Origin of the sequence: Paenibacillus sp. MMO-177 (assembly GCF_037147795.1) — a bacterium.
GTDB lineage: Bacteria > Bacillota > Bacilli > Paenibacillales > Paenibacillaceae > Pristimantibacillus.
Map to the genome: position 1 here is coordinate 1,208,216 of NZ_JBBCUR010000001.1, position 19,102 is coordinate 1,227,317.

The 19,102-nt window shown below is 48.5% G+C and carries 27 protein-coding genes and 1 pseudogene; 6 read left to right on the forward strand and 22 right to left on the reverse strand.

Going from position 1 to position 19,102, the window contains the following annotated elements:
• Nucleotides 1-241 precede the first annotated feature (241 nt).
• A complete protein-coding gene (locus WFK81_RS05415) occupies nucleotides 242-661 on the reverse strand; it encodes a hypothetical protein (protein WP_336785400.1) in 420 nt (139 codons plus the stop codon).
• Nucleotides 662-820: 159 nt separating this feature from the next.
• On the opposite strand from WFK81_RS05415, the gene WFK81_RS05420 reads away from it, so the two are divergent.
• Both WFK81_RS05420 and WFK81_RS05425 read left to right on the forward strand, forming a co-directional pair.
• Nucleotides 821-1,201: an ArsR/SmtB family transcription factor gene (locus WFK81_RS05420; RefSeq protein ID WP_336785401.1), complete on the forward strand. Its 381-nt coding sequence runs from the start codon at nucleotides 821-823 to the stop codon at nucleotides 1,199-1,201.
• Nucleotides 1,198-1,713: an SRPBCC domain-containing protein gene (locus WFK81_RS05425; RefSeq protein WP_336785402.1), complete on the forward strand. Its 516-nt coding sequence runs from the start codon at nucleotides 1,198-1,200 to the stop codon at nucleotides 1,711-1,713. The genes WFK81_RS05420 and WFK81_RS05425 overlap by 4 nt, the downstream gene beginning before the upstream one ends.
• Before the next feature lie 108 nt (nucleotides 1,714-1,821).
• On the opposite strand, the gene WFK81_RS05430 is transcribed toward WFK81_RS05425, so the two are convergent.
• The 3 genes from WFK81_RS05430 to WFK81_RS05440 form a co-directional block, all read right to left on the reverse strand.
• A complete protein-coding gene (locus tag WFK81_RS05430; protein WP_336785403.1) occupies nucleotides 1,822-2,208 on the reverse strand; it encodes a hypothetical protein in 387 nt (128 codons plus the stop codon).
• 72 nt (nucleotides 2,209-2,280) lie between these two features.
• Nucleotides 2,281-2,982 (reverse strand): hypothetical protein, encoded by a 702-nt coding sequence (locus WFK81_RS05435; RefSeq protein WP_336785404.1) that lies wholly within the window; start codon nucleotides 2,980-2,982, stop codon nucleotides 2,281-2,283.
• 282 nt (nucleotides 2,983-3,264) lie between these two features.
• On the reverse strand, nucleotides 3,265-3,684 hold the full coding sequence (locus tag WFK81_RS05440) for an organic hydroperoxide resistance protein (protein WP_336785405.1): 420 nt from the start codon (nucleotides 3,682-3,684) through the stop codon (nucleotides 3,265-3,267).
• Nucleotides 3,685-3,853: 169 nt separating this feature from the next.
• Between WFK81_RS05440 and WFK81_RS05445 the strand changes: the two genes are divergently transcribed.
• Together WFK81_RS05445 and WFK81_RS05450 are read left to right on the forward strand one after the other, a co-directional pair.
• Nucleotides 3,854-5,068 (forward strand): low temperature requirement protein A, encoded by a 1,215-nt coding sequence (locus tag WFK81_RS05445; RefSeq protein WP_336785406.1) that lies wholly within the window; start codon nucleotides 3,854-3,856, stop codon nucleotides 5,066-5,068.
• Nucleotides 5,069-5,549: 481 nt separating this feature from the next.
• Nucleotides 5,550-6,347: a hypothetical protein gene (locus tag WFK81_RS05450; protein WP_336785407.1), complete on the forward strand. Its 798-nt coding sequence runs from the start codon at nucleotides 5,550-5,552 to the stop codon at nucleotides 6,345-6,347.
• Between the two features lie 53 nt (nucleotides 6,348-6,400).
• On the opposite strand, the gene WFK81_RS05455 is transcribed toward WFK81_RS05450, so the two are convergent.
• The 7 genes and pseudogenes from WFK81_RS05455 to WFK81_RS05485 all read right to left on the reverse strand — a co-directional run bounded on the left by WFK81_RS05455 (nucleotide 6,401) and on the right by WFK81_RS05485 (nucleotide 11,025).
• Nucleotides 6,401-6,850 (reverse strand): YdeI/OmpD-associated family protein, encoded by a 450-nt coding sequence (locus WFK81_RS05455; RefSeq protein ID WP_336785408.1) that lies wholly within the window; start codon nucleotides 6,848-6,850, stop codon nucleotides 6,401-6,403.
• Nucleotides 6,851-6,855: 5 nt separating this feature from the next.
• Nucleotides 6,856-7,290: a hypothetical protein gene (locus tag WFK81_RS05460; RefSeq protein WP_336785409.1), complete on the reverse strand. Its 435-nt coding sequence runs from the start codon at nucleotides 7,288-7,290 to the stop codon at nucleotides 6,856-6,858.
• Between the two features lie 98 nt (nucleotides 7,291-7,388).
• The gene (locus WFK81_RS05465) at nucleotides 7,389-7,622 is read right to left on the reverse strand and encodes a helix-turn-helix domain-containing protein (RefSeq protein ID WP_336785410.1); all 234 of its coding nucleotides are present in this window, start codon (nucleotides 7,620-7,622) and stop codon (nucleotides 7,389-7,391) included.
• Between the two features lie 11 nt (nucleotides 7,623-7,633).
• Nucleotides 7,634-8,110, reverse strand: coding sequence for a DUF2975 domain-containing protein (locus WFK81_RS05470; protein ID WP_336785495.1), 477 nt, complete (start codon nucleotides 8,108-8,110; stop codon nucleotides 7,634-7,636).
• 170 nt (nucleotides 8,111-8,280) lie between these two features.
• Nucleotides 8,281-8,494 (reverse strand): annotated as a pseudogene (locus tag WFK81_RS05475) (zinc ribbon domain-containing protein).
• A gap of 271 nt (nucleotides 8,495-8,765) precedes the next feature.
• Entirely contained in the window at nucleotides 8,766-10,190 is a 1,425-nt protein-coding gene (locus WFK81_RS05480) for an aldehyde dehydrogenase family protein (protein ID WP_336785411.1), read from the reverse strand.
• Between the two features lie 25 nt (nucleotides 10,191-10,215).
• The gene (locus WFK81_RS05485) at nucleotides 10,216-11,025 is read right to left on the reverse strand and encodes an AraC family transcriptional regulator (protein WP_336785412.1); all 810 of its coding nucleotides are present in this window, start codon (nucleotides 11,023-11,025) and stop codon (nucleotides 10,216-10,218) included.
• Between the two features lie 138 nt (nucleotides 11,026-11,163).
• Between WFK81_RS05485 and WFK81_RS05490 the strand changes: the two genes are divergently transcribed.
• On the forward strand, nucleotides 11,164-11,613 hold the full coding sequence (locus tag WFK81_RS05490; RefSeq protein ID WP_336785413.1) for an SRPBCC family protein: 450 nt from the start codon (nucleotides 11,164-11,166) through the stop codon (nucleotides 11,611-11,613).
• A 95-nt stretch (nucleotides 11,614-11,708) separates the two neighbouring features.
• Here WFK81_RS05490 and WFK81_RS05495 read toward each other — a convergent pair whose 3' ends face one another.
• From WFK81_RS05495 to WFK81_RS05515, 5 genes are all read right to left on the reverse strand, one after another.
• The gene (locus WFK81_RS05495) at nucleotides 11,709-12,092 is read right to left on the reverse strand and encodes a rhodanese-like domain-containing protein (protein ID WP_336785414.1); all 384 of its coding nucleotides are present in this window, start codon (nucleotides 12,090-12,092) and stop codon (nucleotides 11,709-11,711) included.
• Nucleotides 12,092-12,403: a rhodanese-like domain-containing protein gene (locus WFK81_RS05500; protein ID WP_336785415.1), complete on the reverse strand. Its 312-nt coding sequence runs from the start codon at nucleotides 12,401-12,403 to the stop codon at nucleotides 12,092-12,094. Before WFK81_RS05500 ends, WFK81_RS05495 begins: the two co-directional genes overlap by 1 nt.
• A 36-nt stretch (nucleotides 12,404-12,439) precedes the next feature.
• A complete protein-coding gene (locus tag WFK81_RS05505; protein ID WP_127492559.1) occupies nucleotides 12,440-12,709 on the reverse strand; it encodes a metal-sensitive transcriptional regulator in 270 nt (89 codons plus the stop codon).
• Between the two features lie 71 nt (nucleotides 12,710-12,780).
• Nucleotides 12,781-13,254 carry a DsrE/DsrF/DrsH-like family protein gene (locus tag WFK81_RS05510; protein ID WP_127492556.1) on the reverse strand — a complete coding sequence of 158 codons (474 nt, stop codon included), beginning with the start codon at nucleotides 13,252-13,254 and terminating at the stop codon, nucleotides 12,781-12,783.
• Between the two features lie 106 nt (nucleotides 13,255-13,360).
• Nucleotides 13,361-14,149 carry a sulfite exporter TauE/SafE family protein gene (locus WFK81_RS05515; protein ID WP_336785416.1) on the reverse strand — a complete coding sequence of 263 codons (789 nt, stop codon included), beginning with the start codon at nucleotides 14,147-14,149 and terminating at the stop codon, nucleotides 13,361-13,363.
• Between the two features lie 108 nt (nucleotides 14,150-14,257).
• Between WFK81_RS05515 and WFK81_RS05520 the strand changes: the two genes are divergently transcribed.
• Nucleotides 14,258-14,428, forward strand: a complete 171-nt coding sequence (locus WFK81_RS05520; protein WP_336785417.1) for a hypothetical protein — start codon at nucleotides 14,258-14,260, stop codon at nucleotides 14,426-14,428.
• Nucleotides 14,429-14,466: 38 nt separating this feature from the next.
• Here WFK81_RS05520 and WFK81_RS05525 read toward each other — a convergent pair whose 3' ends face one another.
• The 6 genes from WFK81_RS05525 to WFK81_RS05550 all read right to left on the reverse strand — a co-directional run bounded on the left by WFK81_RS05525 (nucleotide 14,467) and on the right by WFK81_RS05550 (nucleotide 19,098).
• The gene (locus WFK81_RS05525) at nucleotides 14,467-14,694 is read right to left on the reverse strand and encodes a sulfurtransferase TusA family protein (RefSeq protein WP_336775500.1); all 228 of its coding nucleotides are present in this window, start codon (nucleotides 14,692-14,694) and stop codon (nucleotides 14,467-14,469) included.
• A gap of 31 nt (nucleotides 14,695-14,725) precedes the next feature.
• Nucleotides 14,726-15,871 (reverse strand): MBL fold metallo-hydrolase, encoded by a 1,146-nt coding sequence (locus WFK81_RS05530; RefSeq protein WP_336785418.1) that lies wholly within the window; start codon nucleotides 15,869-15,871, stop codon nucleotides 14,726-14,728.
• A gap of 42 nt (nucleotides 15,872-15,913) precedes the next feature.
• On the reverse strand, nucleotides 15,914-16,309 hold the full coding sequence (locus tag WFK81_RS05535) for a DsrE/DsrF/DrsH-like family protein (protein WP_336785419.1): 396 nt from the start codon (nucleotides 16,307-16,309) through the stop codon (nucleotides 15,914-15,916).
• Between the two features lie 32 nt (nucleotides 16,310-16,341).
• Nucleotides 16,342-16,914, reverse strand: coding sequence for a sulfurtransferase TusA family protein (locus WFK81_RS05540; protein ID WP_336785420.1), 573 nt, complete (start codon nucleotides 16,912-16,914; stop codon nucleotides 16,342-16,344).
• A gap of 248 nt (nucleotides 16,915-17,162) precedes the next feature.
• Entirely contained in the window at nucleotides 17,163-18,104 is a 942-nt protein-coding gene (locus WFK81_RS05545) for a hypothetical protein (RefSeq protein ID WP_336785421.1), read from the reverse strand.
• Between the two features lie 346 nt (nucleotides 18,105-18,450).
• A complete protein-coding gene (locus tag WFK81_RS05550; RefSeq protein ID WP_336785422.1) occupies nucleotides 18,451-19,098 on the reverse strand; it encodes a carbohydrate-binding family 9-like protein in 648 nt (215 codons plus the stop codon).
• Nucleotides 19,099-19,102: the final 4 nt, after the last annotated feature.

The window sequence follows — 19,102 nt, forward strand, 5'->3', positions numbered from 1 at the left end:
CGCTTCATTCCTCCCTTCGGGTTCTGACAGGCATGGCAGTCATTACCAAAACTTCAGTGCACAAAGATCATACTGCTAACAAGATCCGAATTCCTATTTAAAAATCCGATATTTTTCATCAAAAATCAGAGGTTGAATAGAAAAAAGCAGCCGATTCGGGGAATCAGCTGCTTTACCTGGGAAGAGCGGTTTGTTTATTCTTACCGGTACAGGGTATTTAAGAGCATACCTTCACAAGGTGTCAGGGAGATTCCAGAATAGGCAGCAGTTTTTCCGTATTCTCCTTTGTCACTTTTCCGTATTTGGACTGCCCTTCAATCACGACTTCCAAGCGGTCCTTCTGCGGGGAAAGCCATATCGCGTATGTAGCTTGTTCATAACTGACGGTTGGATCCGTATTAATGGTACGAATTTTGTAATCCGGCTGCCGGGACATGGATACTTCCGCGTTTTCCCAATCGACTTGAGATAAAATATCCATCACCATCGTTACGGTTTCTTTATCTTCGATTTTTTTATAAAGCGTGTAGTCTTTCCCTTCCGATTTGCTGAGATGAAGAATCAGGTCAGGCTCTGCCGGCACTTCCGTTACTTCTTTGTCCTGGCATGCGGCTAAGATCATCGTTACGAGCAACAAGACAGCAAACAACAGCTTTTTCATAGCATTCCCTCCCTCTTAATGATGTTGACGGGGACATCCGGGATTATGTTGCAGAGCCTATTTCGAAAAAACTTTTAAATATTCCTTTACAGGAATATTCCCTTTGGTGTATATTTAATTCAACAACCGGAGAGACTGACGCATAAAGAGGTGAAAGGCATGTCAGGACATGATCCGGGCTTGAATATGACAACGCTAAACGCATTGGCTGAGCCCAATCGGAAGCTTATTGTCGAGCTGCTGCGTGACGGTCCCCTGACAGTAGGAGAAATTGCCGATAAGCTGGGGATCAGGCAGCCTCAAGCTTCGAAGCATCTGAAAGTGCTTAGCGACAATGGCATTGTGGAAGTAAAAGCCGAGGCTAACCGCAGGTTTTACAAGCTCCGGCCAGAGCCCTTCTACTCGCTCGATTCATGGGTCAACTCCTTCCGCAGGATCTGGGAAGAGCGTTACGATAACCTGGAGAACTACCTGCGGGAGCTGCAAAGTAAAGAACAGTTACCAAGTCCAAACAACCATAATGAGGAGGATTTAAAATGACAAACGCAATCGTATCAAGAGTAGAGAATGACAATGTACTGGTGCTGGAGCGCGTATTCACTGCGCCGCGCGAGCTGGTGTTCAAAATGTTCAAAGAACCGGAGCATCTGAAGCGCTGGTGGGGACCACGCGGCTGGGAAGTGCCTGTATGCACAATCGATTTCCGTCCGGGCGGCATTTGGCATTATTGCATGAAGTGCATGGATCAGAACCAAGGCGATTTCTACGGTATGGAATCGTGGGGCAAAGCCGTATACAAAGAGATCGATGAGCCGAACAGCTTCAGCTACACGGATTACTTCTCCGATGCGGAAGGCAATATTAATGAAGAATTGCCTTCTACGGATATCGTTTTGGAGTTTGTTGATCTGGGGGATGGCACGACAAAGCTGATCAACCGTGCCGTGTATGCTTCGGGCGACGCCCTGAAGACGGTTATGGACATGGGGATGCTGCAAGGCATTTCGGAAACTTGGGATCGTCTGGAAGAAGCATTGCAAGCAGCAAAATAAACCGTTCAGAGGAAAAAGCGTTGAACCGTTGGTTCAGCGCTTTTTCGTTTAGGCTGAAGGCCGCCCATACCCCACCCTCCCCTCCTGCATAGGCTAATATCGGGGAAATCATAAAGAGCTTGGGCGAGGTGAGTACAATTCATGGGGAACAACAACGGTCAAAAGAGAAACAACGGAAACGGTAAAAGCAAAAGTAAGGGCAAAGGCAATAGTAATAGTAATAGTAATAGTAATAGTAATAGTAATAGCAACAACAACAATAATAAAAATAATAACAGTAACAATAGCAACAATAACAGCAACGACAATAGCAACAGTAACAGCAATCAGGCTGTTAACCCCGTGGATATTATCGCCGCCCGTCTTAGCTATATCGGATCCATTATCGCCGCCATTGGAGACGGCATAACGGCCATTGGAGCAGGCATTGCCCTTCGTCAGCTGGAAGAGCAGAGCCTCGCCGCAGTACGGGCTGAGGTTGATCAGTTCAGACAAACCGAAAACATCCAGCAGCAGGTTGATTTTTATATCAATGAATTGATTCAGATTCGAAAAATGATTGAATAATCATTGGATATCCAAATTCTCCATTTTCGATCTGATCACTTCCATCATACGTCCGGGTTCATCGGCCCTGAATATAATCGTTGTGACATATTTGCTTCTGCCATAGGAGGCTTTCATAAGCACCGGCTCTTTCAGAGTAAGCTCGACCTGAGGCGAATCAATCTTTAACAACGCGTAGCAGGTATCCTTCGGAATGCCCAATCCCCTATCCGTCGCTTTCTTCATTGTCATAATGTTCGAAAGCTCTGTTTCCGCATCATATTGAAAGCCAAGGCGGATTTTAAGGGATTCTTCCTTTATTCTATGAGGCTTGAATCTAACCGAATTATAGAGGCCTGTCATATAGAGCAGCGCGTACAGATTTAAGATGGTAAAAATCCATGCCGCAGCCTCATTCCACTGCGCTAGAAGGAAATGCACAAACAGCCCCTCTGCCAAGATAAGAATGGAGAACACGATAATAAAGGTTTTGATTTGGGAGGTTTTATGATAGGAAAAGACCTCCTGCCATTCTTCCTCTGGCTTCCGGAACCATACCAGCACGGAATAGTACAGGACGTTGATTTCAGCCATGACGATTTCCAGGAGCAAGCCATTTCCCAGCCTTGGTTCAAGCACCGCTCTAATCGTATCAAGCCTGTCTTGACCCTGAGCGGATTTCCCGTAACGGATGACCGCTCTAACAACGGAGTACACCACCATACTAATAATGAGTAATTCTATTACAGGCAGGAAGCGCATGAAATCTTTTATAGAGAACACCTCCTTAACATGGATATATTTTTCTATTCCATGACGTAACCCTGATTCCTTGAAGCTCATGTTACAGAAATAAGTCTATCCATGAAAAAAACAGGGACAACCTATGTCCCTGCTTCCATAAACATCTATGATGTTAATCATTCATGCCGCTTATGAAAAATCCTTTTTGGAAAGGCCCATCCGATATTAGGATCGGATGGGCCTTTTGTCATCAAAGCAAGGTCAAATCACATGGAGTTGAACGTTAATATTGCCGCGGGTTGCTCTCGAATACGGACACACATGATGCGCCGCTTCGGCAAGCTCCTGAGCCTGGGCGCGTTCCACGCCGGCCAAGGTAATATCAAGCGTAACCGCAAGCTCGAAATTGTCCTCCGCATCCTTGCCCAGCGTCACATGCGCAGTCACGGATGTGCTGTCCGGTTTGATTTTTCTTTCCCGGCACACTACATTCAGCGCACTCTCGAAGCATGCGGCATAACCGCCGGCAAACAGCTGCTCCGGATTGGTTGCGCCCCCCGGTCCGCCCAGCTCCTTCGGGTGAAGCACATTGACGGCCAACAGACCATCATCCGATTCAAGCCGGCCATTACGGCCTCCAACCGCTTTTACGCTTGTTTTGTACAGCTCTTTCGATATCATTGGCATTCCCTCCTATCCATGCGGTAGTGTTGCCTATTTAGGATAAAATTACCCCAATTCTTCATCGTTGTATCTAAAAGTTGAATAGATCGTTTAACGCAAGACTTTTCAAGCCTCCCGTGATACAATCGACGCAAACTATGGAAATATAGGACAAAGGAGAGAACGAATGAAGAGGTTGGCAGCAGATTCGATGCTGTTCCGAAGCAGGGGCAGTATTGATTCCGGTAAAGTATCTTTTATCGAATTGTTTTTTGACTTGATCTTTGTCTTCGCGGTTACCCAGTTATCCCATTCCTTTCTGAAAAATTTCACTTTGGAAGGAGCCATTCATCTCGGCATTTTGACGATGGCGATCTGGTGGGTCTGGATTTTTACCGCTTGGGTCATGAACTGGCTCAATCCGGAAACGAAACGCGTCCGGTTTATGCTTATTGCGCTGATGCTGATTGGACTTATCATGTCGTCGTCGCTGCCGGAAGCTTTTGAGAAAACGGGGATTTATTTTGCGTGTGCCTACACCCTGTTCCAGGTGGGAAGAACCGCTTATACCGTTTGGGTTCTCCAGCATGGCTCTACCGAGCTGCGGATTAATTTTATCCGCATCCTCAGTTGGCTGGCTTTGTCAGGCATCTTCTGGATTGCCGGAGGGATTGCTTACGAAGAGAACCGTCTCGTTCTGTGGTGCATCGCGCTTGTGATTGAATACCTCTCTCCGTCGATGGGCTTCTGGACGCCTAAGCTAGGGAGAACGCCAACCACCGTCTGGGACGTGGAAGGCTCCCATATGGCGGAACGGTGCGGATTGTTCATTATTATCGCGCTTGGCGAATCCGTTCTCGTTACGGGGGCGACCTTCGCGGAGCTCGAGTGGGATATGCTCACCTTCGGTTCTTTTGCCGCCGCTTTTGTCAGCACGGTCACGATGTGGTGGATCTATTTCAATATGACGTCCAAGACCGGCCATCATTTTATCGCTCATTCCGAAGATCCGGGCAGAGTGGCCCGATCGGCTTATACCTATACTCATCTGCTTCTGGTTGCGGGCATTATCTTGTCGGCCGTAGCGGACGAATTGGTGCTCGCGCACCCAACCGGGCATACCGAGCTTAAGACTGCGCTTGTTATGATGGCGGGTCCCGCTCTCTATTTGCTTGGCAATCTGCTGTTTATGCGGATCGTAGCCGGTGTAATATCTGCACCGTATACGGTTGGAATCATCGTTCTTGTTGCTTTGTTCCTGCTCTACGGCATCGTCTCGCCGCTGTTCTTGTCTGTCCTAGCAACCCTTACTCTTGTTGGCGTCGCCTTATGGGGCTCTGTCTTTACGGAGCGGCTTTGCCGGGCGCCGCTGCCTGGACACCATAAGACGGATTCGCATTAAAAATTTCATTAAGCTCAAATACGAACACGCTTGCCCGTTCCCTAACGAAACTACGTCACGCTATTTGCCCGAATTCGATGCGTTTGAAATTGTAACGAATCCTCATATCGCTATTTGCTGCTTTTACGCTGGAATTGACCCCAATATGGCTGAATAACGTTACCAGGTTTCGTTAGCTTTTAGAATCAGCAAATTTTCGGTAAATAAGAATACCACGTTTCGTTAGCGAAAAAAGAGGCCGTCCCATCGTCATTTCGGTGACTCATGGGGCGGCCCTTTCTCCCTCGGCGTATGTGGCCATAGGGTTAAGCAGCAGACTGATTCCCGCCAATCCGGCTAGAATCTTGATTTTAGTTTTTTTCATAGTGCCTCCTAATGCAGGTTTAATTATCAGCAAGAGATTCATTTCAGTTCCATTTAAGGTACCGTGTCCATAATGGGTCCTGTAAGACAATCTACAAGCCCTAAGGAGGCAATTGAAATGAACAAATACTTAAAGACAATCGGGATTACAGCTACTTTGGCGGTTATGGTTCCGCTAAGCGCATTTGCAGCATCATCGAGCACAACGTCGACCACTAATCCTTCAAATACCGCGCAAGTTCAAACAGATACCACTAAGCAAATGGATGGCAAACATGGCCGCGGCGGTTTTGGCGGGAACTTCGTCTCCGATTCCGTACTTACGCTGCTTAAGCTGGATCGTGACGCGTTTAATGAGAAGCTTGCTGCAGGCAGCACGCTTGCCGATATCGCTAAAGAGCAGGGCGTTTCAAGCGACGAGCTAAAAGCAGCTCTGACAACCGCCTTTGAACAACGCCAGTCGGACGAAAAATCCCAGTTCACCGCAAACCTGGACAACCTGATCAACTCCAATCAACTTGCTCAAGGACTCGAAGGCCGCAGAGGAGGACGCGGTTTTGGACAAAACTTGGATACCGTTGCCACGGCATTAAATATGACGGAGGATGAACTGAAAACGGAGCTGCAGGCAGACAAAACAATCGCCGATATCGCTAAAGCGAAAGGAGTTAGCACCGATTCCGTAGTTAGCGCGCTCGAAACTGCGATTAACGCTCAAATTGATCAAGCTGTCACCGACGGCAAGCTGACAGCCGATGAAGCCGCAACAAAGAAAGAAGGTACTGTTGCACAGGCACAAAGCATCGTAAATGGCGAGTTCCAGCTTAAAGGCGACGGCGGCCACCGTGGCGGTGCAGCAAAACCGAAGGATCAAGTAAGCACAGATAGTGCCGCAACTTCCGATACCAACGCTTAATAAACAAAAAGCCCCGCTATAATCTCGGTGATAACGGGGCTTAAATCTGTTTTCTATTGGATTCGTCCTTCGCTTAACAAGCTAATGGCTTTATCCATACGCCGCTGCCGCGTCTCAGCGGTCTTTGCGTCCTCAATGTTAAGAATGAAGCGCCGCTTGTTGCTGTACGACAATCCATCAAAAAACTGCTTCGCCTCTTGCTTTTGTTCGAGTGCCCCGGAGAAATCCTCCGGAATAACAAGCTCTCTAGGCTCATTATCCAACTCTATATTCACGTCAACCTCTTCGCCTGCCGCAACTCCGGCAGCTGCTCTCACTTCTGCACTTACCGGTATCATGTATTTACCGCCTATGGATCCCACCGTTGTACGGTAAGTATAATCGCCAAGCGTTACGCAAACAGCGGGCCGCTTGCCTGATCCAAGATTCTCTATAACCTCCACAGGAATCTCGATGCCCGTTGCTGTCTTTTTGCTGAGTTCGATCGTAGCGCGAAACTTCATGCTTTCTATTCCTCCTCGCCCTTTTTAACAACTTCCAAATCTTTAGCTACAATCCAACCATTCATCCCGTAAGAGGAATAAAGATTAAAATATTTATATCCGCTCTCAGTCATTTTTTGCTCGAGCTCGTCTAACGATTCATAAACAGTTGGCCAACTGTGATTCTTGCCATTTTGCAGTATTTCAATGTTCCCTGCTATAAAACTGGAAATGTTAGATACGGTCATAGCAAGAATAACGCTGCCCTTCAACTGGTGCTCAAAATGATGACAACTCACTTCTTTTAATACAATATCAACTTCCTTTAAGGACGACTCGTCTCTTGTATGAATCACGATTTGATCATTTTGCAGATCTACCGTATACGATAAAATGACATTGTCATGAATCAATAGATTCTCCCTCCCTAAAATAGGAATATAACTATCTATTTCTTCCATTCCTATGACTTATTATCCTCCTGTTTGTTTGCATTACTTTTCTGGAGAAAAAACAAAAAGCCGCCATTTCGTCCGGCAGCTTAACTTCTAACTGAAATCTATTCTTCCTTATCTTCCGTGTCGTCTTCGCTCATTCTGTATTCCAATATATCTCCCGGCTGACAATCCAGCGCCTTGCAGATGGCATTTAAGGTTGAAATCCGAATGGCCTTAGCCTTGCCGTTCTTCAGAATCGACAGGTTCGCCATCGTTATTCCCACCCGCTCCGAGAGCTCGGTCACGCTCATCTTCCTCTTGGCCAGCATCACATCGACATTAATTATGATCGCCATGTTATTTCACCTCAGATCGTTAAATCATTTTCCGATTTTATATCGATGGCATTTTTGAGCAGCTTCTGAAGAACAGCCGCGAAGACTGCAATGACCAATGAGGCGAAAATAACGACCAAACCAACAACGATCAGACCGGGAGCGTCTTCCTTATCCGCAATGAAATAAACGAAAGGTTCGGCTGCCGCATAAAACACGCAAATCGCAATCGCGCAGTACGTAATATTTTTCAGCGCCTTCACGGATAACTTGGAGAATGCCTGGTTCCTGTCAATATAACCGAGCAGCTTATACGCCTGATACAACGCCATATAAAAAGGTATCGCCGACAAGTACATCGCGATAATGATCGGATAAACCCAATAATCCGGGTATGTGTCCGTCGCCTCCTTCATTATTGCAGGCAGCCCTAGAATACACAATGCAAGAACCGGAAGCCCCATAAGAAACACGGTCACCTTCAAAAAGAGCGTTGATCCCCGTTCCACAAACATGCACCTCACTTCATAATTGTCGTTTTGAATGTAGCATATCATTTATCGTTTTACAATATATTTTACTCGTTTTAGAGAAAATCATCGCTTCGCATATTTCCGCACGAAAAAGCAGCCATCGGATTGACGGCCGCTTGAATCGTTGTACCTTTTAATCGCTAACCCTACCCAAAAAACAAATCCAAAAGGTTGGGGCCTGCCGAAGATTCCTTATTGTAAAATTTTGGAGTATCCGCAATTTGCGCAGTACACAACGAGGAACTGGTTATGCTGGATATCAAACATTTTGGAGAAGCCGGTCCCGGTCATGGCTACTTCCTTCGTTCTTGCATTTCTGCTTCCGCATATACGACTCCGGTTCCTGGAAGGTTTCACCATTAGAGCTTTAACGAAACTACATAACGCTATTTGCTCCAAAATAGCTGCTTTTCATTTCTAAGGAAACGTCATATCGCTATTCTCCGTATTTACTCGTCTTTTCAGCTTAAACCAGCCAAATAACGATACGACGTTTCGTTAGATTCTGGAATAGGTTGTTTTTCGCTAAATAAGCATACACAGTTTCGTTAGAGCACGGAGCATCGGGAGCCGGACTGACCAAAAAGACGCCGCCCTCTATCGAGAGGACGACACCTGCCAACACGAAGATCTAACCCCGATTAAAGACGACCAGCTTCAGCTCGGTCATATCCTCAATGGCGTATTTAATGCCTTCGCGGCCAAGGCCGCTTTGCTTAATGCCGCCATACGGCATTTGGTCTACTCGGAACGTCGGGATATCGTTAATCATCACTCCGCCTACCTGCAGCTGCTCGGACAGATCAAGCGCCGTCTTCAGATCATTCGTATAGAGGCCAGCTTGCAGCCCGAATTCGGAATCGTTCACCTTCTCAACCGCTTCTTCAAGGGAGCCCACCTGATTCACAATGACAACCGGAGCGAACACTTCCTTGCATGACACCTGCGCATGGGAAGGGACGTTCAGCAATACGGTCGGCAGCACAATGCCGCCTTCCGCCTTACCGCCGCAGGCAACGGCTGCGCCAAGCTCACGCGCCTCCTCCATCCATTCCAGCGCCCGCGTAACATCCCGCTCCGAGATCAATGCCGATACATCGGTTGCCGGATCTAGCGGATCGCCAACTTGAAGCTTTTGAACCTCTGCCGTAAAACGCTCCACGAATTCCTCAAACACTTCTGCCCGCACATAAACGCGCTGCAGCGAAATGCATACCTGTCCCTGGTAGGAGAATGCTCCAACTGCTGCGCGGGCCGCGACGGCTTTGATATCCACGCCTTTATCGATAATAACCGCGGAGTTCGAACCCAGCTCAAGCGTTACCCTCTTAATGCCAGCCATTGCGCGAATGCTTGCGCCAACCGCCGCACTGCCCGTAAAGGTAACCATGTTCACCCTCGGATCCTTCACGATAGCCTCGCCCAGCAGACGGCCATCGCCGGTAATCACGTTAAGCGCTCCCTCCGGCAGACCCGCTTCTTGAAGCAGCTCCGCGATAAAATACGCGGACAGCGGCGTTTGCGGCGCAGGCTTCAGCACGATTGCATTCCCGGACGCAATCGCCGGCCCAAGCTTGTGGGCAACCAGATTGAGAGGAAAGTTGAATGGCGTTATGGCGCCAACGACTCCTATAGGCTCGCGAACGGTATAACCAAAGCGGCCTTCGCCGCCCGGCACCGCATCCATGGGAATCGTCTCTCCATGTATGCGTTTCGCTTCTTCGGCGGCGATTTGATAAGTCTGAATCGTACGGTCTACCTCGGCATAAGCAGCCTTGAGCGGCTTGGCCGCCTCCAGAGCGACAAGCCGCGCGGCCTCTTCCCGGCGCTCGGCCAGCAGCTGCACGAGCTTTTCCAGAATAGCGGCACGCTTGTGGGCCGGCATTTTACGCATCATTGCCTTGGCTGCCTCCGCTGCTTCAATAGCCAGATTCGCTTCCGCTAATCCGGCATCCGCAATCTCGGCAATCGCTTCCTTTGAATAAGGCGCATAAAGCGTCGTATATTGTGCCGTCTCAACCTCTTGTCCGCCAATCAGCAGCTTTTGTCTCTTCATTGCCAACACTCCTTTTGTTCCTGCCTTAGCTTATAACGCCCGATAAATACTGCTCGGGTGAACGGCCGATCACCGCCTTGAAGTCTTTGCTGAAATGCGCCTGATCGTGATAACCCAGTTCAACCGACAACCCGGCTAAATCCTGGGCTTGCCCCAAATCCATCGCTTCGGCGGCATTTTGCAGCCGGAACAGCCGGATAACCGACTTCGGATTCACTCCAACGTATTTGGCGAATAAGCGTTGAAGCCGCCGAATGTTTATATCAAATGCATCGCAAACCTGCTCTACCTTGGTTATACCCCGATTGTCTGCCGCATAATCGATGATTCGGTTAACTTCCTCGATCTGGTCATCATATGGCGGGATCCTCTCGGCCAGCAGCTGCTCCACGCATTGAATCATCCGGCGGTCACTATCCCGATGGGCAAGCACAAGCTCTTCAAGCTCCAAGCCTTGTATCCCGAGCACGGTCTCCACCTCTATAGGTCCTCCTGTCAGCTCGGACAGCTCTTTTTTCACAAACGGATATAGGCCGCCCGGCCGAAACTTAACGCCAAAGACGATTCCGCTTCCCTTCAGCAGATAGGAAAATTTCTCCTTGCCCGGTCCGTAGAAAAAGGTTTTGCCCTGCTCCACCACCAGATTGGCGCACGGATTGGGTACAACATGCTGCCAATGGGAGTCATCCTGTTCCAAGTTCCATTGAACAATCCAGTAATGCATGATAAAAGGCGACAAAACCTCCGAAGCCGGATAACGCTCCAGCCGGAATTGATCCCCTGCTCCGTTTAATCCAAGAACGCCCATGCTGGGCCGGTTTTGCGGATGGCTCATCCCTTCACTCCTGTTCCTGTCGCGTTTTTACAATACTTAGAAAAAGCATCCATCTATAATGAGTTTACCACACACATCTAAGAAGAACCCTCAGCCTAGAAGAAAATATAGATAGAATCCAAGGAGGATATTTCAAAGATGGAACTCAACTATGTATTCTATATCGATGCCTCGCCCGAGCAGGTTTGGCAGACGCTTGTCAGTCCGGAAGGAACGCGGAGCACCTTTTTCGGAACTGTCCTGAACTCTACCCTGGAGCCCGGCGCTTCCTTCGAGTACGTCGGCCCCGGAGCAGACGGCGAGAATACGGTTCATGTATACGGCACAATACTGGAGGCGGATCAAGGCAAAGTGCTCAGCTATCGGGAGCATCCGGGCCCTTCTTACCGGGACAACCATGCCGAGCTTGAATCCAGAGTAACGTTCACCATGGAGACCGTAGGCAAATGCACCAAGCTGACGCTTGTCAATGACCAATGGACGCCTGATCATCCCTCCTTTGCAAATTCGAAAGAGCATTGGTGGATGATGTTAAGCAATATCAAGACCTACAGCGAAACCGGTAAAACGCTAGACTTCGGCTGGTAACAAGCAAGCGCAAAGCTGTATTCTCCAAGCCGGCGAGAACAAGCATAGGACAAAAATAGGCTGCCGGGGAAACCCGACAGCCATTTCGCTATTTATTATTTTGCCAGCTTGCCCTTCCATGCACTTATGCCGCCTTGCAGGTGAGCAAGATCGCTGTATCCGTTTTTGCGCAGCAATGCCGCCGCGTTTTTGCTTCTCATCCCGCTTCGGCAGTATAGCAGCAGCGTTTTATCCCGCGGAATATCGCCAAGGCGACGGGAAAGCTGGGACAAGGGAATGTTCCGTGCGCCCGGAATAAATCCGCTCTTGAATTCCCCGGGCTCCCGGACATCAATAATTAACGCTCCATACTTAACGCTTTCTTCCTTAAACGCTTCGGCATTCAGGTTTCTCAAGCCTTTGCCCGGTTTCATGCGGGAATAAGCAAACCATGCTATCAGCACGATAATGACAATATTGATCAGGGTCCCCGTGCTCATTAGACCAGCTCGCTTGTCCAGGCGTTTAATCCGCCCGTCATATTCACAACATTAAAGCCTTTCTCGCTTAATAATTCACAGGCCAGTCCGCTTCGGTTGCCGCTGCGGCAGATCATAATGATCTCCGCGGAAGGATCGAGCTCATGCAGCCGTTCGCCAAGCTGGCCTAGCGGAATATGCTTCGCTCCTTCAACATGGCCTGCCGCCCACTCGTTAGGCTCGCGGACATCCACCATATACAAGGTCTCACCCTGCTTAAGCTTCTCGGCAACTTCTGCCGGCGAAATCGTTTTAGTTACTTGAAATGCCATAACGATTCTCCTTTTCTCATATTCGATCGGAAAGCATCAGCGGCTCTTTACCAGCAGCTCTACCGCTTCCTGTACAATTTTACTCGTATCTTTATTGCCAGCGGCTTGCTCAGCGAGAATGCATTGCTGCAGGTTCTCCGCGACTATCTGCGCAATCGCTTTATCCGAAGCGTTTCGTATCGCAGACAGCTGCGATACGACGTCCTTGCAGGATTTTCCTTCCTCCATCAGACGAAGCACGCCTCTGATTTGCCCTTCAATTCTTCTTAATCTGGTCTTCATCGCATCCGTATAGTTGTAATCCATTTGTTATCTTCCTCTCTATATCATACCGGTATAGGTATAGTATAGAGCAAATTTCATCTATACTAACACCTTTAAATGAAAAGATTTACTTTCGCGTCAACCGCATCGCCGAGATAGGCGGCTACACCTGCGTATTCCAATCCGTCGATAAGCTCTTCCTTTTGCAGTCCTAGCAGGTCCATTGTCATCGTGCAGGCTACAAGCTTGACACCTTGCTCTTGAGCCAGCTCAATTAGCTGCGGCAGCGACAAGGCATTATGCTTCTTCATCACATGCTTAATCATTTGCGGTCCAAGGCCGCCAAAATTCATTTTAGACAACCCCAGCTTCCGGGCGCCTCGCGGCATCATCCAGCCAAACGCTTTTTCCAGAGGACCTTTGCGCGTCTTGACGACCTCGTCTTTCCGAAGCGTGTTCAGACCCCAGAACGTGAAAAAGATCGTAACCTCATGATCATAGGCCGCTGCCCCGTTTGCTATAATAAAAGCCGCAATCGCCTTATCCAAATCGCCGCTAAACAAAACAATCGTCGTTTTTTCTGCCATGTCCTGATTCAGACACCCTTTCGATCTTGTATTCTTTTATACTAATACCCCTATAGGTATTATAAAATGACAAAAAGCTCTTTTACAATAACCCCATCCGCTCCAATTAAAGGATCGTCAGCCACGTCTTCACAGCCGTAAGCGCAATAAGCACGACCAAACCGTATCTCAACATTTTCACATTGATTTTGGAGCTCACCTTGGAACCAAGCGGTGCCCCGATCAGACTACCGATTACGGTAAACACCGTAGGCCAAAGCGGAATCCCTCCGCCGGTTAGTTTGCCGGCTACTCCCCCAATCGCCGAAATGAACACAATGGCAAGAGAGGACGCTATAGTGGTTCGCGTAGGGATCTTCAGCACCGTCAGCATGATCGGAATCAGAATAAAAGCCCCGCCCGCTCCCACAATGCCGGACACAATCCCTACAAGAAACGAAGCTCCTACCGCGATAAACTTATTAAAGGACAGATCCCCTGCCTTTTCTTCCGTCCCTCTGCGGGGAATAAGCATAAGGATAACGGCAAGCACGGCAAGGATTCCGTAAATCAAATTAATCATGTTTCCGTCAAGCATTCCCGACAAGAAGCCGCCGATCAAGCTTCCTGCGAGGATGCTGCTGCCCATATAAGCAACAAGCCCTTTATGGAGAACCGCCTGCGCGCCCTTGCCCTTCTTGCGAAAGGCCAGTACGCCGGCAAGCGAGGCGAAAAACACCTGAAACATACTTATCGAAGAAACCTCATGGGCTGAAAAGGATGCAGCACCAAACAGAGGCGGCACATATAATAACAGCGGGAAATTAATGATCGCGCCGCCGATACCTAGCAAACCTGAAAAGAAGGAGCCAATAAGCCCAAGGGCTGCCATGATGATGTAGAGCAGAGTATCCATTGTTCCCCTCCTTCCAATACAACGTTTTTGCACAAAAAACCTGTATACGCAGCGTATAAAAGAAGCTATAATAATACCAAGTAATTTTATATGAAATGAGGTATAATGATGCTCAACAAAATAAAAGGCTGGTTTGATAATAAATGCCCTGTTTGCGATGATAAGCTTCAAGCTGTGTCGAATACGGCCTGCACGACTAAATCCTGCCCTCAGGGACATTACAAAGAAGAAACCTACTGCACGCTTGGCGTTACCATCGTCTATGACGGCTTGAAATAAGCGAATGCGCGAAGGCGTATTCGCTTATTTCCTATCATTTAAATTTTTCTAACGTAAAATTTATAAATGCCGTTGTCTTCCTCATGACTGAGCAGCTCATGCTTCGTTTGCTTTACCCACGCTTGAAAATCGTTTACCGAGCCCTTGTCCGTAGACAAAACCTCCATAACCTGGCCTGCCTGCAGGCTATCCAATGCTTTTTTCGCTTTTACGATCGGCATCGGACATGCCATTCCCTTTGTATCTACCGTAAGATCTGTTTTCATGTTTGTTTCCTCCTAGTATGAATGATTATTTTTATTTATCATGAACGGCGCAGCGGTTAGGACCGATTTCCATATCGCGCTGCTCGTCGTCGCTTGGAGTTATTTTCCCCATATTGGTTTCACGGATTTGCTGATAAGCGTTAGGCTGCGGAGGCAGATTCTCCGTTACCGTACGGCGGAATTCCGTTTCTTCCGCAATATTGAGACCAGGGTTACTGCGGTACAAATCGGACAGCTTCGCCATGACTCTTCCGCCTTCTCCAAGCTCTGTGATCTTGCCGAAATGGGCAGGCAGAACCAGCAGATCCTCCGACAAGGATTTATAACGTTTGTACAGCGTCTCCCGCAAATCGCTCACCCAATCCTCTGCTTTGCCAGCCAAATCGGGTCTGCCGATCGATTCGATGAACAAGATGTCTCCGGTCAACAGATATTGATCGTCAATGATGAAGGACGTACTGCCAATCGTATGGCCAGGGGAATAGACCGGCTGAATCCGGATTGTTGTGTTTCCGACCGTAATATCGCGGCCCTCCTCCAGCTTCTCGTAGCCGAAAGTTACCTCTTCCGCATCCTTCGGCGGCAGCCAATACGTAGCACCCGTTGTCTCGGCCAGCTTCCGGCCTCCGGATATATGATCGGCATGCAGATGCGTATCCAGCGTATGCTTGATTACCGCGCCCTTCTCCTTAGCGAATTGCTCGAATACGTCCGTCATTCGCAGCGTATCGACGACCGCAGCCTCGCCATTCGATACAGCCATGTAAGACAAGCAGCCTTTGCCGATCCGCACGAACTGGTACAACTCGCCGCCGTCCTTCAGATCGCCGATCTTTACCGGCTCCAAGTATTCGCTCCACGATTTCATGCCGCCTTCGAGATAAAATACGTCGCCGCGGCCCGCTTCCGCCAGCTGTTCAGCCACGAATTTCGAAGAGCCTTCCTTCGCGCAGACAACAAGAATCTTTTTGCCGTCCGGAATGCGGGGAAGAATGTCGTCAACGCCTTCCAGCAATTCGAAATAAGGAATATTGATGATTTCAATGCTGTCGCCTTCGATTTTCCAATCGTTGAAATCCGTTTCGTTGCGCACATCGAGAATAAACAAATCCTGCTTATCAAGCACCATGCGGGTAAGCTCTTTCGCTGTCATTTTTGTAATCATTGTATCCGTCATTATTGAAGCCTCCTTAGGAGAATATAAAATTAGGATTATGGTTTAGAAAGTCAAAGAAACGTTAGCGTCTTTGGCAAAGTCGAGGAAAGTAACGGCTCCTCCGACTTCGATTCCGTCAACAAAGTCTTCTTTTTTCAAATTCATGACATCCATCGTCATTTGGCAGGCAATGATTTTTACGCCCATTTCCATAGCCATTGCCAGCAGCTCCGGAATAGACGGAACATTGGCTTGCTTGAAGCCTTCCGCAATATGCTCCGCTCCTGCCGGGAGCGGCAGCTGACGATGCATCTCGTTGTGAATCAGGTTCAAGCCTTCGAAAGTGAAGAAAATAGCCACCTCTGCGTCCGTTGCCGCGGATGCCGTTGCAATGTTAAAAACCTTGTACGCGTCAAACATTCCGCCGTTGCTTGCGATAATTGCTACTTTAGTGCTCATATTAGATAACCTCCGTTTTTTGGGTTGTTTGTTTACAGCTTTTCCGTTGGCCCTGTCCATTCCGACATGCCCGGTATCACATTCGTTACTTGCTTGAAGCCTTTGCTTGCGAGCAGCTGACAGGCCAAATCGCTTCTGGTGCCCGTTCTGCAAACGACATACAGCTCATCCTCCGGCTTCAGTTCGCTTATTCTATCTTCCAGCTCGCCAAGCGGAATAGATACGGCACCGGGTATGCGATTAAACGAATATTCGGCCGACTCCCGCACATCGAGAATCGTTACGTTCTCTGCCGCTTGCAGCTTCTTCAAAAGTTCGTCGTTGGACGCCGTAAGAGGATGTTTTTTCTCTTCCTTCACTTCATTCGGGCTGGATTTGCGGAGATAATGCTTAAGCAAATCTCCCTCTTCGACAGTTCCCAAATATTGATGGCCCGTGTTTCTCGCCCAGCCTTGAATATCGGCAAGCGAACCTTTATCCGTTGCCTGAACCTCAATCACCTGACCGGATTCAAGCTGATCCATCGCTTTCTTTGTTTTGACAATCGGCATCGGACATGCCAAGCCTTTGCAATCCAGTACCTGATTTACTTTAATATCAAGCAATGTTATAGCCTCCTCAAATTGTAGGTTTTTTAGCCAATATGAAAAACAAATATCATTTGCTTTGCCCGACGGGTTGTAGATTTGAGTGTAATACGTATACCCCTATAGGTATATTACTTTCAGTATGGTTTCTTGTCAACTGCTCGAAAGCAAACTTATTTTCCCAGACGAATAAACGGATAGTTCATGTAATGCCTAGATACTCTATAAAAAAAAGCAGCCTTTCGGCTGCTCTCAAAACAAAATGGTTATGAAGGCGACCAATACCTTCCGCCTTTAAGATCCGTATCCTGCAGGGCGCCGTCTGCTCCCTGTAGGACAAACAGGTTTTCGCCTTCGAAACCCGCCCATGCGATTCCCAGCAGCACTCCCTCATCTGAATGGGCCAGGAACAGTACCTCGAATCGTCCCGGGTCGTCTCCTCCATCTACCCGCCAAGTACCGGATTCGTTATAGGTTGCGGGGAAATCCTTGAACAGCATTTTATCGTCGCCAAGGTAAGCGAGGCTTGCCAGCATGTCGTCTCCTTCGCGTTCGAATACAAACAGGATGATCTTCTCTTGGTCCGATTCGGAAAGTATGCTGCTCGATGTCACTTTTCTGCCCTTTAATTCCTGAACCCGGGCTATTGTATCGGCATCCGCCTGTTCATATTGCCCGTCTTCGGCACTGGTTAAGTCGACCAAGGAACCTTGATTAACAACGCCTTCCTTTGCCAACAGATAGGATTTATTCGACAAGAGAATTCCTTCGCCCTTCACCTTGTAAATATACCCCGCCATATTATTGAAGTTATTGATCGATTGTCTGTTGTTATCCTGGTCATTGGCCTCCTGTCGGCGGACATACTCGATATGGATTAGATCTCCGCCATTTCCGATAGCCGAAACAAACTGCTCGGGATCCTCCACTTCATCCCCGTTATCATTAGGAATAGTGATCAATTGCTGCCCCGTTTCGTCCGCGAACGCAAATACGTTCTCCAGACGGCTCAGCTCCAATTGTCCGTTAACCGCCCCATTATCCGTTTCCGTAGGCTCTTCTTCCGGCGTTTCTATGCTAGGCACCGGCGTTTCAGCAAGTTCACTAACCACTGGTGTTGGCGTTGGTTCGTTCGTGTCCGAGTTCGCGCATCCGGCAATCAGCAGCAAGCCTATAGCCCCACCTATCCACATGCCCTTCTTTCTCATCATTTCCCTCCTATCCATAATGAACCCCGTTCTTATGATTACCTTACCACACCTTGGAAAATATAGAAAACGGCCGGTGTTTTTTTAAAGCCCTGCGGCTTATACTCCTTATTCTTAAGGGGATTAACAAAAAAATTAAGAGCCTTAATTATTAATGACGTGTGGATAAAATAACCTGTGGATATGTGGATAGAAGCTGTTGAAAGTCTACTTTTCCCGCATATTCACCCCGTTGATATGTGGGTAACTATGTGAATAACCGAGTCGCTTAACCGGACTTGAACGGATATTGCCGGGATATACACAAAAAAACAGCGGTGCAAGGCACCACTGCTTTTATGCGTTCTTATTTAAATACCAGCGTTCCAAAGCTGTCGCTGCGATGAAAATTTGGGGTATCCGACTGAACCGGCGACCAGCTCAAATAATGAGGGGCCGGCGTCAGATCGCCGCACTTATAGAAGTTGCCCTTCATTATAGCACCCGGTTCAGCCCGAAAATCCGGAAACCAGTATTTAATGAAAGCAAACGGGATACGCAGGTTAAGCTCCCAATACATTCTGCGGCATTCGGGATTCCATAAGCCAAGAGCCGTGCGTATGCCGAACTGGCTTGAGGCTTCCGGCAGAATCCGCATGCGTTTCGAGCCGCCGCTCTCCCCAATCTCCAAGAGCAGCACACCGGCGGCGTTCAGCTCAAAGTTGAGATACCGCGAATCCCGGGCGGGCAGCGGTTGAACGAAAAACTCCACGCAGCTGTCCTGATAGACCGGATCGCCATGCCGCCTGTGACGCATGACCGGCGACTCCTCGTAGACCCGGAACTGCAGGTGCAGCGCCTCTTCATCGTATACGCCGCGAACCTCCGTCTCAGGCGGCTGCTCCACTTGAAGCCATTGCTGATAAGCAATCTCCGCGGGCGGCAGCTCCCGCCATTCTTTGTCCGTAAAGCCGGCAGCGCCCGCTGAAAAAGAAAAATCATGCTGTTTGCTCATGACA

Excerpts from the sequence above, each read along its gene's own strand:
- WFK81_RS05415 (WP_336785400.1), bottom strand. The coding sequence starts at position 661 with ATGAAAAAGCTGTTGTTTGCTGTCTTGTTGCTCGTAACGATGATCTTA.
- WFK81_RS05420 (WP_336785401.1), top strand. The coding sequence starts at position 821 with ATGTCAGGACATGATCCGGGCTTGAATATGACAACGCTAAACGCATTG.
- WFK81_RS05425 (WP_336785402.1), top strand. The coding sequence starts at position 1,198 with ATGACAAACGCAATCGTATCAAGAGTAGAGAATGACAATGTACTGGTG.
- WFK81_RS05435 (WP_336785404.1), bottom strand. The coding sequence starts at position 2,982 with ATGGTGGTGTACTCCGTTGTTAGAGCGGTCATCCGTTACGGGAAATCC.
- WFK81_RS05440 (WP_336785405.1), bottom strand. The coding sequence starts at position 3,684 with ATGATATCGAAAGAGCTGTACAAAACAAGCGTAAAAGCGGTTGGAGGC.
- WFK81_RS05445 (WP_336785406.1), top strand. The coding sequence starts at position 3,854 with ATGAAGAGGTTGGCAGCAGATTCGATGCTGTTCCGAAGCAGGGGCAGT.
- WFK81_RS05450 (WP_336785407.1), top strand. The coding sequence starts at position 5,550 with ATGAACAAATACTTAAAGACAATCGGGATTACAGCTACTTTGGCGGTT.
- WFK81_RS05455 (WP_336785408.1), bottom strand. The coding sequence starts at position 6,850 with ATGAAGTTTCGCGCTACGATCGAACTCAGCAAAAAGACAGCAACGGGC.
- WFK81_RS05460 (WP_336785409.1), bottom strand. The coding sequence starts at position 7,290 with ATGGAAGAAATAGATAGTTATATTCCTATTTTAGGGAGGGAGAATCTA.
- WFK81_RS05465 (WP_336785410.1), bottom strand. The coding sequence starts at position 7,622 with ATGGCGATCATAATTAATGTCGATGTGATGCTGGCCAAGAGGAAGATG.
- WFK81_RS05480 (WP_336785411.1), bottom strand. The coding sequence starts at position 10,190 with ATGAAGAGACAAAAGCTGCTGATTGGCGGACAAGAGGTTGAGACGGCA.
- WFK81_RS05485 (WP_336785412.1), bottom strand. The coding sequence starts at position 11,025 with ATGAGCCATCCGCAAAACCGGCCCAGCATGGGCGTTCTTGGATTAAAC.
- WFK81_RS05490 (WP_336785413.1), top strand. The coding sequence starts at position 11,164 with ATGGAACTCAACTATGTATTCTATATCGATGCCTCGCCCGAGCAGGTT.
- WFK81_RS05495 (WP_336785414.1), bottom strand. The coding sequence starts at position 12,092 with ATGAGCACGGGGACCCTGATCAATATTGTCATTATCGTGCTGATAGCA.
- WFK81_RS05500 (WP_336785415.1), bottom strand. The coding sequence starts at position 12,403 with ATGGCATTTCAAGTAACTAAAACGATTTCGCCGGCAGAAGTTGCCGAG.
- WFK81_RS05505 (WP_127492559.1), bottom strand. The coding sequence starts at position 12,709 with ATGGATTACAACTATACGGATGCGATGAAGACCAGATTAAGAAGAATT.
- WFK81_RS05510 (WP_127492556.1), bottom strand. The coding sequence starts at position 13,254 with ATGGCAGAAAAAACGACGATTGTTTTGTTTAGCGGCGATTTGGATAAG.
- WFK81_RS05515 (WP_336785416.1), bottom strand. The coding sequence starts at position 14,149 with ATGGATACTCTGCTCTACATCATCATGGCAGCCCTTGGGCTTATTGGC.
- WFK81_RS05520 (WP_336785417.1), top strand. The coding sequence starts at position 14,258 with ATGCTCAACAAAATAAAAGGCTGGTTTGATAATAAATGCCCTGTTTGC.
- WFK81_RS05525 (WP_336775500.1), bottom strand. The coding sequence starts at position 14,694 with ATGAAAACAGATCTTACGGTAGATACAAAGGGAATGGCATGTCCGATG.
- WFK81_RS05530 (WP_336785418.1), bottom strand. The coding sequence starts at position 15,871 with ATGACGGATACAATGATTACAAAAATGACAGCGAAAGAGCTTACCCGC.
- WFK81_RS05535 (WP_336785419.1), bottom strand. The coding sequence starts at position 16,309 with ATGAGCACTAAAGTAGCAATTATCGCAAGCAACGGCGGAATGTTTGAC.
- WFK81_RS05545 (WP_336785421.1), bottom strand. The coding sequence starts at position 18,104 with ATGAGAAAGAAGGGCATGTGGATAGGTGGGGCTATAGGCTTGCTGCTG.
- WFK81_RS05550 (WP_336785422.1), bottom strand. The coding sequence starts at position 19,098 with ATGAGCAAACAGCATGATTTTTCTTTTTCAGCGGGCGCTGCCGGCTTT.